The organism is Anoxybacillus sp. ST70, from assembly GCF_019553625.1.
In the GTDB taxonomy this organism is placed as follows: Bacteria; Bacillota; Bacilli; order Bacillales; family Anoxybacillaceae; genus Anoxybacillus; species Anoxybacillus gonensis.
Genome location: NZ_JAHZOF010000003.1, coordinates 1 through 13,704, shown reverse-complemented (window position 1 = coordinate 13,704; position 13,704 = coordinate 1). Strand labels below are relative to the sequence as shown.

Sequence of the window (13,704 nt, the reverse complement as noted above, 5' to 3'; positions counted from 1 at the left end):
CCTCAATCTAAAAGTTTTTTATGCATTTCTTTATCGTAATTTTTCATATCCTCCCCTTCATATTTTGATGGGCATTTCGTCTGAACTTTTTCAGCGTAAAATATGTTATTACGCCATTTTCCTTCGATAATGACGATGACTCCATCAGAAAAATTATCAGGTTTCGCCCCCGTGTAACGCACTTGGATCGTTTCTTTTTCATCATATAACTCAAACGATAATTGCGTACGTTTCGCATCCCATTGTACAGAAGATTGTTTGAGCATTCCTTGTGTTAACACATATTCATTTTCATATTGTTCTCTTTTTGTTAAATCTTTCAATTTCACTTCTACAACGCTTGCAGAAGGCATAGATGTAAATAACAACATACCAATGGCCAAAACGATGAAGCATATCCCAATGGCAATTTTTTTATTTCCCATTTTTCATCCTCCTTTTGTAAAGCGTAAAAATCATCGTTGTAATTGAAAATAAACTTCCGCCAACGACAGCACTAGCTACTAACATAGGTGGTAATGTTTTATTCTTTTGTTCTTTTTGATTTCCGTGATATTCATTAAGTAATTCGTACGTGGGACGCATATCTTCTCGAGAATATGTAATATCGAACGTTTTTACATCTCCTTGCTGGAGTTTTGTCAATTCATATAAATACATTCCCATTCCATAACTGTTTTCTTCATAATATTGTGGCGAAGGGGTCATTTTGAAACCATCCGCTTTCAATGGTTGGTAAAAAATGATTTTCATATGTTCAATAGGTAACAAATGATGGTATGTGTAAGTGATCATCCGTTTCTTTTTTTCTAGCTTTATATTTTTTGTGTAGTATTCAATGACAACATCGTAACGCTCATTTGATTGAATTTCTTTATTTACTTCAAAAGAAATATACCCTTTTTCTAGATCAAGTACATAATCTATTTCTTCTGGCTCATCGTTTACATACTGAGCAACATACCCGATTCGGAACCCTTTTTCTTTTGTTGGAAGTGGGATGACGATTGCTCCTTTTTGTTTTTGTTTACTTACATTTCGAAACGAAAGATGCATTCCGACTAACATAGACGGCTTATTAGTTTGATCATTTGGATGATTTGCATACTCCGGCATCACTTGTATCAACGCATTTTCTAGTGCAAAAACATTTTCTTGTGCAGCCACTGAATAAATAAAACATATGTAAAATAAACAGGTAAAGATATATACATACTTTCTCATCGTTGTCCCCTCGTTTCTTTGAGCGATCTTCTACATTTAGTATAGAAAAATATTTGGTATTTTTGAGTATACATGATAATATTTTCACAATTTGTTCAATATCACATTTCATGAAAAATACAACATGAAATGTGATAAAGTTCATATTTTCCTCACTTTATTCGCGCTATAATTTTTTGTTAGAGCACAATCATAATGATCATTAATTCACAAACCATTTTTTTAAAATATAGAATTAGTCACAATTTTTTCTTCGTTTCTGCAAAAAAAATGCACAATTTATTGTTATATACAATGTGAAACAAAAAAATAAAGGAGGAAGCATACATGAGCATGACGCACTATATGGAGCTATTGGCCGTTAATCAACCATGGAATTTAATTTTATTCATGGCAATTCCCGTGATACTCGCTGAAACTGTTGCCATTACTGAATTAGCCATTCTTTTTACAAGACGTTTTGATGGAAACATTCGAAAAGTAAATAAAATATGTAGCATTATAGGTGGGATTTATTTTTTGTTTGTCTTCATTTATTTGTTCATCACAGCTGTCATTCCACTCACAATGAATGGGGAATGGAGAGGATGGATTGATGTTATTGCTGTAACATTTTACTTATTAGGAGTTATCCCTCTCTTTGGATTAACTTTATTAGATTTACATGTTATTGGACGAAATTGGAGCGAAGAACAAAAATTAAAAATGCATGCTATATTCGTTGGTATTTTTTTAATTGTCGCTCATATCGCCATGATTTTTGGTATGTTAGATCCATCCCTCGGAAATGGGCAAGGACATCATATGAATATGTAAAAAAGGCCGGCTATTCGCCGACCTTTTCTTTTTGACGCCATGCTTTTGGGATGTAGATGCAGTACGGTTCGCTTGCTAAGTAGTCGCCTGTAACGGCATATGCTCTTGAACGCGACCCACCACAAACGTAACGAAATTCACATACGCCACATTTCCCTTTATATCCGTCTGGATTTCTTAACTGTTTGAAAATTGGAGAATGGCGATAAATATGAGATAACGGTTGTTCACGTACATTCCCTGCTTTTACAGGCAATAGTCCACTTGGATATACGTCACCAATATGCGAAATAAATACAAAACCGTTTCCATCGTTTACTCCTTTTGGAGCACGCCCTAGTCCGTCTACTTGTCCAGTTAATCCTTTCATTAACACATCTTCATAACGAATGCCGCCATGAATTTGCTGTTCGCGCATTTTTTGTTGCAAAACAACGCGACGATAATGTTGTCCTGCTGTCGTTTTTATATCAAACGGTACACGTTTGCTCGTTTCGTAAAGCCAGCGAAACACTTTTTCATGCTCAACAGGCGAAATCATATCTGTCTCTTTTCCCCTGCCCGTCGGTACGAGAAAAAATACGCTCCAAAGCACGCAGCCGAGCTTTTCAACAAGTTGCACCATCTCGTCAAGCACATGAACGTTATAACGAGAGATGACTGTATTTATTTGGATTGGAATGTCGAGTTCGTGTAAATATTGAATCGCCTTCATCGTTAAATCAAATGAACCGGACGTCCCACGAAAGTGATCGTGAATATCCGCATTCGGACCATCTAAGCTAAATGCCCAACGAGCAAGGCCTACTTCTTTCGCTTTTCGGATAGCTTCTTTTGTCACGTTTGGGGTTGCACTGGGGGTCATTGATACACGAAGCCCTTTATCAATCGCATATTTAGCAATATCGTACACATCTGGACGCATAAGCGGATCTCCACCTGTAAACACGAGAAGAGGCTGATCCATCTCATAAATGTCATCAATCAATTGTTTTCCTTCTTCAAACGTTAATTCACGCGGATCGCGATGATACTGTGCTTCGGCTCGACAATGAAGACAATTGAGCTGACACGCCCTCGTTAACTCCCATATAACAATAAATGGATTTTGTTGAAAATCACGCATATTTCATCCCTCCGATTCGCTCACTACTTCTCATTGTACAAGAAGGAATGTTTATATCATGTGACATTGATCACAAAAAATCATATCCATTTATCTTGTCACTGTTCTGACAAATATTCACGTTCTTGCTTTTCTGATATAAAACAGATAGTATATACGATATAAGGTATACAAGGAGGTGGAATATATGGCGAAAGTGCAAATTAAAGTGATGGATAACGGTTCATTTCGTGTGACCGGAGATGTTGAATTAATTGATATGGAAGGAAACAAGTTTGAAACGAAAGAAACATTTTCTCTCTGTCGTTGCGGGCTCTCACAAAATATGCCATTTTGTGATGCAGCTCATAAAGGAAAATTTCAATCCGTCGTTCGCGCTCCGAAAAACGAATAAGCCCGGCTTTTATTCCGGGCTTTTTACTTTGCCGTATTTTCCTCCTCCACCTTCATGAACTTGTAATGTTCCGTTTCTAGCCGCGATAATCGTTTTGGCAATGTTTTGTCCCGCAACATAAGCTAACTCATCTTCAGATGCTTCAGGTTATCAATTTTATTAAAATCATAGAATAATGATAAAGATTTTAATAAAATTGTTTATCCGTCCACGTCGTTTAAGCGACATGTACTCGGATTGGGTGTAACCCCACACCCGCTATCCCATTGGCAAACGCCTTTGGGAATACTTTTCTCATGATGTTGTATGCCCCATTGACATCTGCGTGGATGAGTGTTCCGTTTTCAGATTGAAACAGCCCACGCTTGATTCGTTTTCCTTTGTATTGTTTTTGTTTCTTCATTTCTTCCATGTCTAAAAAACTGCATTTCGATGTATAGCTTTCTTCTGTCACGACGACGCGAATGCCATGCTGTACCGCTTTGTACTGCAACTGATGAAGAAACGTTTGATACGGAATGTGAACGAACGCTTGATTCGTACGCTTTCCGAGATGGACTTCACGCTTCCAATCTTTATTCATCCCCACCACAATCGTATCGCAGTCTAAAGACAGCGCATGTTTGATGACAAAGGCACTCGCTTGGTGCATAAAGTTTTCTACGATGCGGTTTCGTTTTTCTGTCATTTTGCTCATTCGTTTTGTCCAATCGAGTCCATTCATCTGTTTCGCTACTTTGCGATAATGGCTCATCTGTTTGTTGTAGTATTGATTGGCGGATTTTAGACCTTTACCATTGATGACGATCGGTTGTTTGCCCACGTTATTCACAATGGTTGCGAAGTTATCTAAACCCAAATCAATACTGATGTATCTGTTGTGATCTTGTTTTTGCGGTGGAATAGGGATTTTGTAAACGACTTCGATGATGATATGGCGGCGTTTCGGAATGAATCGGACTTGTTGAAGCTTCCCTTTCATGTTTGTTTTTAACCGAAACCCTTGAAAACAGGCAGGAAACGTGATGTGTTCATCGACGACTTTGCATGATTGATTCGTTAGCACAAGTACATACCGTCCGTCTTTTTTGAGATATTTGGGCGGTTTCGGTCTGCCTGTATATTTGTCTTTGTTTTTTGCCCAATCTTTCATCGACTTAAAAAATGACTTCCAATTTCGATGCAACATCCTTAACGTTTGTTGGGCACATTGAGCCATTGGCATCGCTCGATAGTCTGCATCCATCCCTTCTGTTTTCAGCAACTTGTCTAGCTTGTTGTAAGAAAGATATGTGCCGTGTTGAAAAAACGTTTGCCTCACTTGATAGTTGGCGAAGTTGTACAAATTTTTTGAACGAAAACAATACTCATCGAGCATCGGATAATACGGATGAGTGGCGCAAATCATATGCCTTTCCACTCGATTCGCCATCATGATCGCTGTTCACCTCGCTTTCTCTTTTACTATACATGTTCATCAGAGAGCCATGCAATAAGATGTAAAGATGATCACGAAAGAAGAGGGATCTCAAATATATTTTATCAAAATGTTTAATATATTTTTATGATTGAATGAAAAAACAGAACCATGCATATACACTTTTAAATGGAGTAAACGCATGGGCTAAAATAAATAATCCGCCCCATTTTTTTACTTGTTCTTGCAGATGTTTTCCTGAAACATATATGCGTTGTGAACTAAGCGAACGATTTTTTACATATATCGCCATCCAATCAGAAAATTTGCGCATCGTATCAATCGTCGGGAAGAAAACTAATACATGAATCGGGCCTTGACAATGGTCATCATATATTTCTATTTCGCTTCCTAATAACATCGTTACACCATGCGTGATTATTCCTCCATCTTCATGCTCCATCCAACGATGTTTTTCGATATGTTGCTCGATTTCTTGTAATATTTCCGGCACATGTGCATCAACAATACCAATCATTTGCAGTCCTTTTGTATATGTCGCTTCCTGTACAATATTTGATAACGTTAATGATTTCGCCCCTGTTATTTTCACCGGCCGCTGTGAAGCCGTTCGACCAATATGGATGTGTAAATCAACAAAATAACGGTTCATCATGTTTCTTTTCAACGCTCCATAAGCGACATGCGCGCATTTAAAATTTGATTCGGGCTTTTTAATTGAAAACATCCTGCTCCATCGACAACATCAATCGTCATTTGTTCATCAAAAAAAATGAGCCGATGTTTTTCCATCCAAATAGGTATATCGTTTGTTTCAATCTCTACATCATGTTCGTCTAATTGATTGACAAGCAGTAACATCGGCACTCCATTTACAGCACATCCGCAATCATCTGTATCGTATGTCAGCTTGACGTGCTTGTTTCCACGAACACGGCGAAGTTGTTCGATCGCTCGTTCCGTTATCGTAATTTTCACCATTTACACCTCGCTTACTTTTTTAAAAATGCCCGTTTTCCCATTTTTTCGATGACCGATGGAAATAATTGATACAATCGACTTCCTATATGCATCCAAAACGGCAAATTCACTTCGCGCGTCGGAGTAAGCATCACATCAACGATACGTTTGGCGACAAATTCAGGGCGGAGCATCCATCGTTTCACGTTTTTCACATATTCCCCAGACGTATCAGCAACAGTAAAAAAGTTTGTTTCGATCGGTCCAGGGTTCACAGCAGTGACAAAAATGCCATACATGGACGCTTCCATTCGCAAGCTATTTGTAAATCCAAGGACAGCATGTTTTGTTGCGGCGTATACGCTCGATTTCGGCGTCGCAATTTTTCCTGCTTGAGATGCGACATTAATAATGTGACCGGATCGTTTCTTCATCATATGTGTGTACACTTTTTTTGTACACGCGATCAATCCGAGCACGTTGACATCAAACATTTGCTTCGCTTCCAACAAATCAATATGCTCGACATAGCGAAACACACCGAATCCGGCATTATTAACGAGAATATCGATATCGACAGACGCAAGTAATCGATCAAATACAACATCTACTTCCTCTTGGTTACTGACATCTAACTGTTCATATAAGCAAGACATGCCGTACGTTTGTTCAATATGTCGCGCGATTTGCGCCAACTTTTCTTTTGAGCGAGCGAGCAATATCGGTATTCCTCCACGCTTAGCCACTTCATATGCAATTTGTTCGCCAATGCCGCTCGACGCTCCTGTAATAACGACGTATTTCCCTGCTAACTTCATGATCTCACCGCTTCGTACATATATATTTGATCGTCTTTTTCTTTTTTCACTGCTCCGATCGCTTCTAAATAATCGAGTTGACCAATCGTTTCGGACATCGTCAATAAAAATTCACGTTCATATACGGACGGAAAAAGCGCACGGCATACGTCAAATGCCGTCATTGGCTTTTCACTTAACAATTGCCATACATATTGTGCACGCTCTTTTTGTTTTTCAAGTCGCTTTTCGACCAGTGATGCAACATCTGTCACATCTTCTCCATGTCCTGTAACAATTGTGGCAATGTCGTAATTCAGTAGTTTTTTTAATGAATCGTTATATTGCAAAAGTGGTTTTGGGCGCTCTTGTTTCCCGATCGCAGGCGGCTCTAACAATGGATTAGATGAAATAGTCGCTAACAAATGATCTCCTCCAATCATCAAGCCATCTGCTTCACGATATAATACAATATGACTTTGTGCATGACCTGGCGTTTCGATAACCGTCCAGCCTTCAATCATATCCCCTTCTTTTACTTCTTGGGTGAGCGAGCGCTCGCACGAAAAACGGAGAGAGCGTCGAAAGTTTCCAAGTTTCGCAAGCCCTTCTTCTCCAATTCCACATTCAATTAAAAATTGCTCAAAATATTGTTGATGCCACGCAAAAAAAGCAGCATCTTTCGCAATCCACGGTGCAGCTTTGCGATGGCCAATAACAGGAAGCGACGGCGGTAAATAATCGAGTAAACCGACGTGATCTGGATGGTGATGTGTAATGATGACTTGCTCAATATCTTCCGGTTCATAGCCGAGTTCGCGTAATTCACGAACGAAGACATGCCATGCTTCTTCCGTTTTTACTCCCGCATCAATAAGCGTTAAACGGTCTCCTTTGACAATATACATATTGACATCGCCAACGGCAAATGGCGTTGGGACGACAATGCGATGCAACTGTTCCATTTTTTCGGCTCCTTCATTATATCATCATAACTTTTCGTTTCGTCTGTTTATCAGTTTACACTTATTTTTTTCATTTGTCATTTATTTTTATTTATTTATTAAAAAATTCAGAAAATAAAAACGTATAACCTATTGACAACAAGCTTGTTTTTCATGCATAATTGCAAACAAATCATATATGTGTAAAGCGATGAATAGGGCCAGTACATGATAAACGGTAACAAGAGAGTGAAACCCATAGGCTGAAAGGTTTCATTACCCTCTTTATCATGGAACCTACCCTATGAGCAGTTAGGCAAACCTAACCGTCTTGCCGACGATATCGGCATAAGAGGTGGGCACATTGTGCCAACAAAGGTGGTACCGCGGAAATAAAGACCTTTCCGTCCTTTATCGGACGAAAGGTCTTTTTATTTTGGAGACGAGGAGGAGAAAAAATGACGATCACATTTCTCGGTGCAGGGTCGATGGCAGAAGCGCTCATTTCAGGAGTGACACAGACACTATATGAGCCGAAACAAATGATTGTAACGAATCGCTCTCGAATGGAGCGACTGACGTATATGCAACAAACATACGGGGTACGAATCGAAACAAATAAAGAACAAGCCGTCAAAGAAGCTGATATCGTTATTTTAGCTATGAAGCCAAAAGACGTTGCCGAAAGCTTAACGCCGATCGCACATGCTTTTCATGAACAACAACTTATTATTTCATTGCTTGCGGGAGTGACGACGGATACGATTGCATCGCTCATCGGAAAACAAATGCCTGTCATTCGTGCCATGCCAAATACATCAGCAGCTATCGGGCAATCTGCCACAGCGCTAGCACAAGGTGCCTATGCAACAGATAAACATGTCCACATGGCAAAAGAGCTATTTGAAACGGTCGGGATTGTGACGATTGTTGATGAAAAGCATTTGCACGCAGTAACAGGGCTATCGGGTAGTGGACCGGCGTACGTTTACTATTTAGTCGAAGCGATGGAAAAAGCAGCGGATGAAATTGGACTTGAGCGCGATATTGCAAAAGAGCTTATTTTACAAACGATTATCGGTGCTGCTCATATGTTAAAAGCAACAAACAAACATCCATCCATTTTGCGCAAAGAAGTAACAAGTCCAGGCGGGACGACAGAAGCTGGCATTGGGGTACTTGAACGTTATCGCTACCAAGAAGCGATGATTGCATGCATTAAACGAGCAACTGAACGATCAAAAGAACTTGGCGAAGCATTGCTTTCTTCCGTTCAATAGTGCAAGTTGTTTTTCTTTTCCAAATACCCATGGTATCATTTGTTATGAAACATACTGTGGGAGGGATGAAACATGTTATTTTCACCATATACGATTCGAGATGTTACCTTTAAAAACCGCATTGTTATGTCGCCGATGTGTATGTATGCGTGCGATCGCGAAGACGGAACGGTGCACAACTGGCATCTCATTCATTATGCAACGCGCGCTGTCGGGCAAGTCGGGCTCATTATGGTGGAAGCGACAGCCGTGACGCCACAAGGACGAATTTCGTCACGCGATTTAGGGATTTGGGATGATAACCATATTGACGGCTTGCGTACGCTTACTACGCTCGTTCATGAACAAGGTGCAAACATTGGCATTCAGCTGGCCCATGCCGGACGAAAGGCAACCGTTTCTGGAGAAATTATTGCACCATCCCCCATTCCATTTGATGAAACGATGCGAACACCAAAAGAAATGACAAAAGAAGAGATTGAAGAAACGATCGATGCGTTTCAACAAGGGGCACGACGCGCCAAAAAAGCGGGATTTGACGTCATTGAAATTCATGCTGCTCACGGCTATCTCATTAACGAATTTTTATCGCCGCTCACAAACAAACGAACAGACGAATACGGTGGAGAAAACCGTTACCGCTTTTTAAGTGAAATCATTGAAGCAGTAAAAGAAGTATGGAACGGACCGCTATTTGTCCGTATTTCCGCACACGATTATCATCGAGATGGGTTAACAGTGAAAGACTATGTCGAATATGCAAAACAAATGAAAGCGCAAGGCGTTGACCTCATTGACGTCAGCTCTGGCGCCGTCGTTCCAGCAAAAATTGATGCGTATCCAGGTTATCAAGTGCCATTTGCGGAAACGATTCGCCGTGAAGCAAGCGTGCCAACTGGTGCTGTCGGACTCATTACGTCTGGCTTACAAGCGGAAGAAATTTTACGCAATGGCCGTGCCGATCTCATTTTTATCGGTCGCGAGCTTCTTCGCAACCCATATTGGCCAAAAACAGCTGCCAACGAACTTGGTATATCGCTTGAAGCACCGAAGCCATATGTCAGAGGGTGGTAAAACACGACAAAGGATGTCCAATGTGGCGGACATCCTTTTACATTTCAAAATAATAGTGAGCGTGAAGTTGACATCCCGGATTAAACGCCGCGTAGCAATGTGGGCAATGGTAATTGCTTGTCATATATTGTTCAATTGTCAGCTCAGTTTGACAAACACCGCATAAAATCGCTTTTTCATGAAAACGTTCTTTCGGCCATACGACATGCTTGCCACAACCATGTTGTTCATGGCAATGTACACACGGAAAATATGTTTTGCAGCAATAAAACTTAATCGCAATGACATCGCGTTCACTATGATAATGTACACATCGTGTGTGTTTATCAATGACGCTTCCTTTTACTTCGATCATTGTTAACCCTCTTTTCGTAAAATTGGAAACGATGAGAAATCGAAAGCAAGTGACACGTTCGGAAAAATCGTTTTCGCTTCTTCAACGAGTTCGTCACACATCTCTCCTTGGTAGCGGGAACTAATATGTGTCAAAATGAGTTGCTTCACTTCCGCTCGTTTCGCTACTTCCGCTGCTTGCAACGTCGTTGAATGATAGTAATCATGCGCTAAATGCGCTTCTTTGGCACGAAATGTTGCCTCGTGGACAAGGACGTCCGCTTGTTTCGCCAATTCCACACTCGCCTCACAATAACGCGTATCTCCTATAATCGAAACAATTCGTCCTTTCTTTGGCGGGGCTACAAAGTTCCGTCCATCAATGACAGTTCCATCATCTAATGTGACCATCTCCCCTCGCTTAATTTGTTGATAAATTGGTCCTGGGCGCACGCCAAGTGCACGCAATTGATCAACGAGCAACGTGCCCGGTAAATCTTTTTCAACGATTCGGAAACCGTATGAAGGTAAACCGTGATCAAGCAATTTCGCTGTAACAATAAACTGCTCATCTTCAAATATGACACCTTCTGTAAACTCATAAATATGCAAATCATATTTTAACCGCGTGCCGCTAACCGCCAAGGCAGTTTCAACAAACGAACGAATACCAGCCGGACCGTAAACAAAAAGAGGCGTTTCTCCCCCTTGAAATGAGCGACTTCCAAGCAATCCAGGCAAGCCAAAAATGTGATCGCCATGTAAATGAGTAATAAAAATACGTTCAATGCGTCGCGGGCGAATAGACGTATGTAAAATTTGATGTTGCGTTGCTTCGCCGCAATCGAACAGCCATGTCGCTCCTCTTTCTTCTAATAGCTGAAGGGCAACTGCCGATACGTTTCTCCCTTTTGACGGGACACCAGAGCCCGTTCCTAAAAACAATAATTCCACGCTACAAACTCCTCTCTTTTCTTTAGTCGGATAAAACATTTGCGTTTACCACAATAAACCTCTAAAATTACATTATCATGAACCTTTCAAAAAATGAATAAAAGTGAGGTATATGGTCCGTGAATGACGTACAACCAAAAGCAACAATTGTTATTTTTGGCGCGACTGGCGACTTAGCAAAACGCAAATTATTCCCATCTATTTATAAACTTTATCAAAAAGGAAAGCTTTCTGAACAGTTTGCGGTTGTTGGCGTCGCTCGTCGTCCCCATACAGATGAATCGTTTCGTCATTACGTAAAAGAAACGATTGAAGAAGCAACAAAACAAGAATTAATGGATAATCAATTTATTTCTCATTTTTACTATCATTCATTAGATGCGACAAATACAAAATCATATGAACAATTAAATGAATTATTAACGCGGGTGGAAGAGCAATTTCATATTCCAGGCAACCGCATTTTTTACTTGGCGATGGCACCTGAGTTTTTCGGAACGATTACATCGCATTTAAAATCAGAAGGACTGACAGCAACAAACGGCTGGACGCGATTAGTCATTGAAAAACCGTTCGGACATGATTTGCAAAGCGCACAAAAGTTAAATGAAGAAATTCGACAATCGTTTTCCGAGGAACAAATTTTCCGAATTGACCATTATCTCGGAAAAGAAATGGTACAAAACATTGAAGTCATTCGCTTTGCGAACGCGATTTTTGAACCGCTTTGGAACAATCGCTTTATTGCCAATATTCAAATTACATCAAGTGAAACGCTCGGGGTGGAAGATCGCGGTCGTTACTATGATCATTCTGGTGCGCTTCGCGATATGGTGCAAAACCATATGCTACAAATGGTTGCCCTTCTCGCAATGGAGCCGCCAATTAAGCTGACAACAGATGACATTCGCAGTGAAAAAGTGAAAGTGCTTCGCGCGCTTCGTCCGATGACACATGATGACGTCGACAAATATTTCGTGCGCGGGCAATACGGACGCGGCATTGTGCGCGGACAACAAGTCGTCGGGTATCGTGAAGAACATAGCGTCGATCCACATTCTAATACAGAAACGTTTGTCGCAGGGAAACTAATGATCGACAACTTCCGCTGGGCAGGTGTGCCATTTTACATACGAACAGGAAAACGAATGACTGAAAAATCAACGAAAATTGTTGTGCAATTTAAAGACGTACCGATGAATTTATATTATCGCACGAGCGAATACGTTCATCCGAATTTGCTCGTCATTCATATTCAACCAGATGAAGGGATTACCCTTCATTTAAATGCGAAAAAAAGCGGCGAAAGCATGAAAACGACGCCAATTAAGTTGGATTACTGCAACAATTGCATTGACGGCATTAATACGCCAGAAGCGTATGAAAAGTTGTTATATGACTGCATGCGCGGTGATGCGACAAACTTTACGCACTGGGACGAAGTCGCTGCGTCATGGAGCTTTGTCGACCCGATTTCTGAAGTATGGGAAAATACGAAAGCGGTTGACTTCCCGAACTACGAAGCTGGCTCGATGGGGCCAAAAAAGGCAGATGAACTATTGCAAAAAGACGGCTTCCACTGGTGGTCGCTAAACGGAACAATGTAAGGAGGAACGAAACATGAAAATGTACGATGTCACCGCCCCGATTTTTGAAGGGATGCCTGTGTATAAAAATAAGCCGGAAAAACAGCCGAAGCTAACGACCGTCACGAACGATTACGTCACTGAATCGCGCATCGATATGGATGTGCATACGGGCACGCACATTGACGCACCACTCCATATGGTAAAAGACGGGGAAACATTTGAAACGATTCCGCTTGAAAAACTCGTCGGCTACTGCAAAGTTTTAGACGTCACAAACGTCAATGATCGCATTACAAAAGAAGATCTCATTCATTTTGATATTCAAGAGAATGATTTTATCTTATTTAAAACAAAAAATTCATTCGACGATACCTTTAACTTTGAATTTATTTACGTTGCCGAAGATGCTGCGATGCACTTAGCAGAAAAACGCATTCGCGGCGTCGGCATTGATGCGCTCGGCGTCGAACGAAACCAAGCGGGACATCCAACACATAAAACGTTGTTCGGTCACGGCATTATCGTCATCGAAGGGCTTCGCCTAAAAGACGTACCAGCCGGCGAATATTGGATGGTTGCTGCTCCCCTCAAACTCGTCGGCACTGACGCCGCCCCAGCGCGTGTATTATTGTTTGAACAATAAGCAATGGGGCTGACCCAAAACGCTAATGCGCTTTGGGTCTAGCCCTTTCTTTTTTGCCCAAAAATAGAAGAATCGCCCTTTTTATGGTAAAATTGAGTCACCAAAAACAACTACACCAAAAAAGGAGCGATT

General features: G+C 40.8%; 15 protein-coding genes, 1 pseudogene and 1 other annotated feature. Of the genes and pseudogenes, 6 read left to right on the top strand and 10 right to left on the bottom strand.

What is annotated here, in order from left to right:
- Positions 1-2: 2 nt before the first annotated feature.
- Entirely contained in the window at positions 3-425 is a 423-nt protein-coding gene (locus tag K1I43_RS05725; protein ID WP_019418684.1) for a cytochrome c maturation protein CcmE, read from the bottom strand.
- Positions 415-1,224 carry a hypothetical protein gene (locus tag K1I43_RS05720; RefSeq protein WP_019418685.1) on the bottom strand — a complete coding sequence of 270 codons (810 nt, stop codon included), beginning with the start codon at positions 1,222-1,224 and terminating at the stop codon, positions 415-417. Before K1I43_RS05720 ends, K1I43_RS05725 begins: the two co-directional genes overlap by 11 nt.
- A gap of 327 nt (positions 1,225-1,551) precedes the next feature.
- Here K1I43_RS05720 and K1I43_RS05715 point away from each other — a divergent pair, with 327 nt between their 5' ends.
- Positions 1,552-2,040, top strand: coding sequence for a DUF6803 family protein (locus K1I43_RS05715; protein ID WP_019418686.1), 489 nt, complete (start codon positions 1,552-1,554; stop codon positions 2,038-2,040).
- Positions 2,041-2,050: 10 nt separating this feature from the next.
- On the opposite strand, the gene K1I43_RS05710 is transcribed toward K1I43_RS05715, so the two are convergent.
- Positions 2,051-3,166, bottom strand: coding sequence for a TIGR04053 family radical SAM/SPASM domain-containing protein (locus K1I43_RS05710; RefSeq protein WP_019418687.1), 1,116 nt, complete (start codon positions 3,164-3,166; stop codon positions 2,051-2,053).
- Positions 3,167-3,353: 187 nt separating this feature from the next.
- Here K1I43_RS05710 and K1I43_RS05705 point away from each other — a divergent pair, with 187 nt between their 5' ends.
- Positions 3,354-3,560, top strand: coding sequence for a CDGSH iron-sulfur domain-containing protein (locus tag K1I43_RS05705; protein ID WP_009373835.1), 207 nt, complete (start codon positions 3,354-3,356; stop codon positions 3,558-3,560).
- Between the two features lie 217 nt (positions 3,561-3,777).
- On the opposite strand, the gene K1I43_RS05700 is transcribed toward K1I43_RS05705, so the two are convergent.
- The 5 genes and pseudogenes from K1I43_RS05700 to K1I43_RS05680 form a co-directional block, all read right to left on the bottom strand.
- Positions 3,778-4,995, bottom strand: a complete 1,218-nt coding sequence (locus K1I43_RS05700) for an RNA-guided endonuclease InsQ/TnpB family protein (protein ID WP_116052126.1) — start codon at positions 4,993-4,995, stop codon at positions 3,778-3,780.
- Between the two features lie 157 nt (positions 4,996-5,152).
- Positions 5,153-5,653: pseudogene (locus K1I43_RS05695) on the bottom strand (TIGR00375 family protein); the annotation flags it as partial.
- Between the two features lie 8 nt (positions 5,654-5,661).
- Complete coding sequence (locus K1I43_RS05690; RefSeq protein WP_019417013.1) at positions 5,662-5,979, bottom strand: iron-sulfur cluster biosynthesis family protein; 318 nt, start codon at positions 5,977-5,979, stop codon at positions 5,662-5,664.
- An 11-nt stretch (positions 5,980-5,990) separates the two neighbouring features.
- Positions 5,991-6,776 carry an SDR family NAD(P)-dependent oxidoreductase gene (locus K1I43_RS05685; RefSeq protein ID WP_019417012.1) on the bottom strand — a complete coding sequence of 262 codons (786 nt, stop codon included), beginning with the start codon at positions 6,774-6,776 and terminating at the stop codon, positions 5,991-5,993.
- On the bottom strand, positions 6,773-7,720 hold the full coding sequence (locus K1I43_RS05680) for an MBL fold metallo-hydrolase (RefSeq protein ID WP_019417011.1): 948 nt from the start codon (positions 7,718-7,720) through the stop codon (positions 6,773-6,775). Before K1I43_RS05680 ends, K1I43_RS05685 begins: the two co-directional genes overlap by 4 nt.
- A gap of 181 nt (positions 7,721-7,901) precedes the next feature.
- Positions 7,902-8,114: a binding site (T-box leader), on the top strand.
- A 43-nt stretch (positions 8,115-8,157) separates the two neighbouring features.
- Here K1I43_RS05680 and proI point away from each other — a divergent pair.
- Both proI and namA read left to right on the top strand, forming a co-directional pair.
- Positions 8,158-8,979, top strand: coding sequence for a pyrroline-5-carboxylate reductase ProI (gene proI, locus K1I43_RS05675; RefSeq protein ID WP_019417010.1), 822 nt, complete (start codon positions 8,158-8,160; stop codon positions 8,977-8,979).
- 72 nt (positions 8,980-9,051) lie between these two features.
- Positions 9,052-10,053 carry an NADPH dehydrogenase NamA gene (namA, locus tag K1I43_RS05670; protein ID WP_019417009.1) on the top strand — a complete coding sequence of 334 codons (1,002 nt, stop codon included), beginning with the start codon at positions 9,052-9,054 and terminating at the stop codon, positions 10,051-10,053.
- A gap of 37 nt (positions 10,054-10,090) precedes the next feature.
- Here namA and K1I43_RS05665 read toward each other — a convergent pair whose 3' ends face one another.
- Together K1I43_RS05665 and rnz are read right to left on the bottom strand one after the other, a co-directional pair.
- A complete protein-coding gene (locus K1I43_RS05665) occupies positions 10,091-10,408 on the bottom strand; it encodes a CHY zinc finger protein (protein ID WP_019417008.1) in 318 nt (105 codons plus the stop codon).
- A gap of 2 nt (positions 10,409-10,410) precedes the next feature.
- The gene (gene rnz, locus K1I43_RS05660; protein WP_009373842.1) at positions 10,411-11,340 is read right to left on the bottom strand and encodes a ribonuclease Z; all 930 of its coding nucleotides are present in this window, start codon (positions 11,338-11,340) and stop codon (positions 10,411-10,413) included.
- A 119-nt stretch (positions 11,341-11,459) separates the two neighbouring features.
- Between rnz and zwf the strand changes: the two genes are divergently transcribed.
- Positions 11,460-12,947: a glucose-6-phosphate dehydrogenase gene (zwf, locus tag K1I43_RS05655; RefSeq protein WP_009373843.1), complete on the top strand. Its 1,488-nt coding sequence runs from the start codon at positions 11,460-11,462 to the stop codon at positions 12,945-12,947.
- A 13-nt stretch (positions 12,948-12,960) separates the two neighbouring features.
- The gene (locus tag K1I43_RS05650) at positions 12,961-13,572 is read left to right on the top strand and encodes a cyclase family protein (protein ID WP_019417007.1); all 612 of its coding nucleotides are present in this window, start codon (positions 12,961-12,963) and stop codon (positions 13,570-13,572) included.
- Positions 13,573-13,704: the final 132 nt, after the last annotated feature.

Coding starts and splice junctions, on each gene's coding strand:
- K1I43_RS05725 (WP_019418684.1), bottom strand. CDS start 425: ATGGGAAATAAAAAAATTGCCATTGGGATATGCTTCATCGTTTTGGCC.
- K1I43_RS05720 (WP_019418685.1), bottom strand. CDS start 1,224: ATGAGAAAGTATGTATATATCTTTACCTGTTTATTTTACATATGTTTT.
- K1I43_RS05715 (WP_019418686.1), top strand. CDS start 1,552: ATGAGCATGACGCACTATATGGAGCTATTGGCCGTTAATCAACCATGG.
- K1I43_RS05710 (WP_019418687.1), bottom strand. CDS start 3,166: ATGCGTGATTTTCAACAAAATCCATTTATTGTTATATGGGAGTTAACG.
- K1I43_RS05705 (WP_009373835.1), top strand. CDS start 3,354: ATGGCGAAAGTGCAAATTAAAGTGATGGATAACGGTTCATTTCGTGTG.
- K1I43_RS05700 (WP_116052126.1), bottom strand. CDS start 4,995: ATGATGGCGAATCGAGTGGAAAGGCATATGATTTGCGCCACTCATCCG.
- K1I43_RS05690 (WP_019417013.1), bottom strand. CDS start 5,979: ATGGTGAAAATTACGATAACGGAACGAGCGATCGAACAACTTCGCCGT.
- K1I43_RS05685 (WP_019417012.1), bottom strand. CDS start 6,776: ATGAAGTTAGCAGGGAAATACGTCGTTATTACAGGAGCGTCGAGCGGC.
- K1I43_RS05680 (WP_019417011.1), bottom strand. CDS start 7,720: ATGGAACAGTTGCATCGCATTGTCGTCCCAACGCCATTTGCCGTTGGC.
- proI (WP_019417010.1), top strand. CDS start 8,158: ATGACGATCACATTTCTCGGTGCAGGGTCGATGGCAGAAGCGCTCATT.
- namA (WP_019417009.1), top strand. CDS start 9,052: ATGTTATTTTCACCATATACGATTCGAGATGTTACCTTTAAAAACCGC.
- K1I43_RS05665 (WP_019417008.1), bottom strand. CDS start 10,408: ATGATCGAAGTAAAAGGAAGCGTCATTGATAAACACACACGATGTGTA.
- K1I43_RS05650 (WP_019417007.1), top strand. CDS start 12,961: ATGAAAATGTACGATGTCACCGCCCCGATTTTTGAAGGGATGCCTGTG.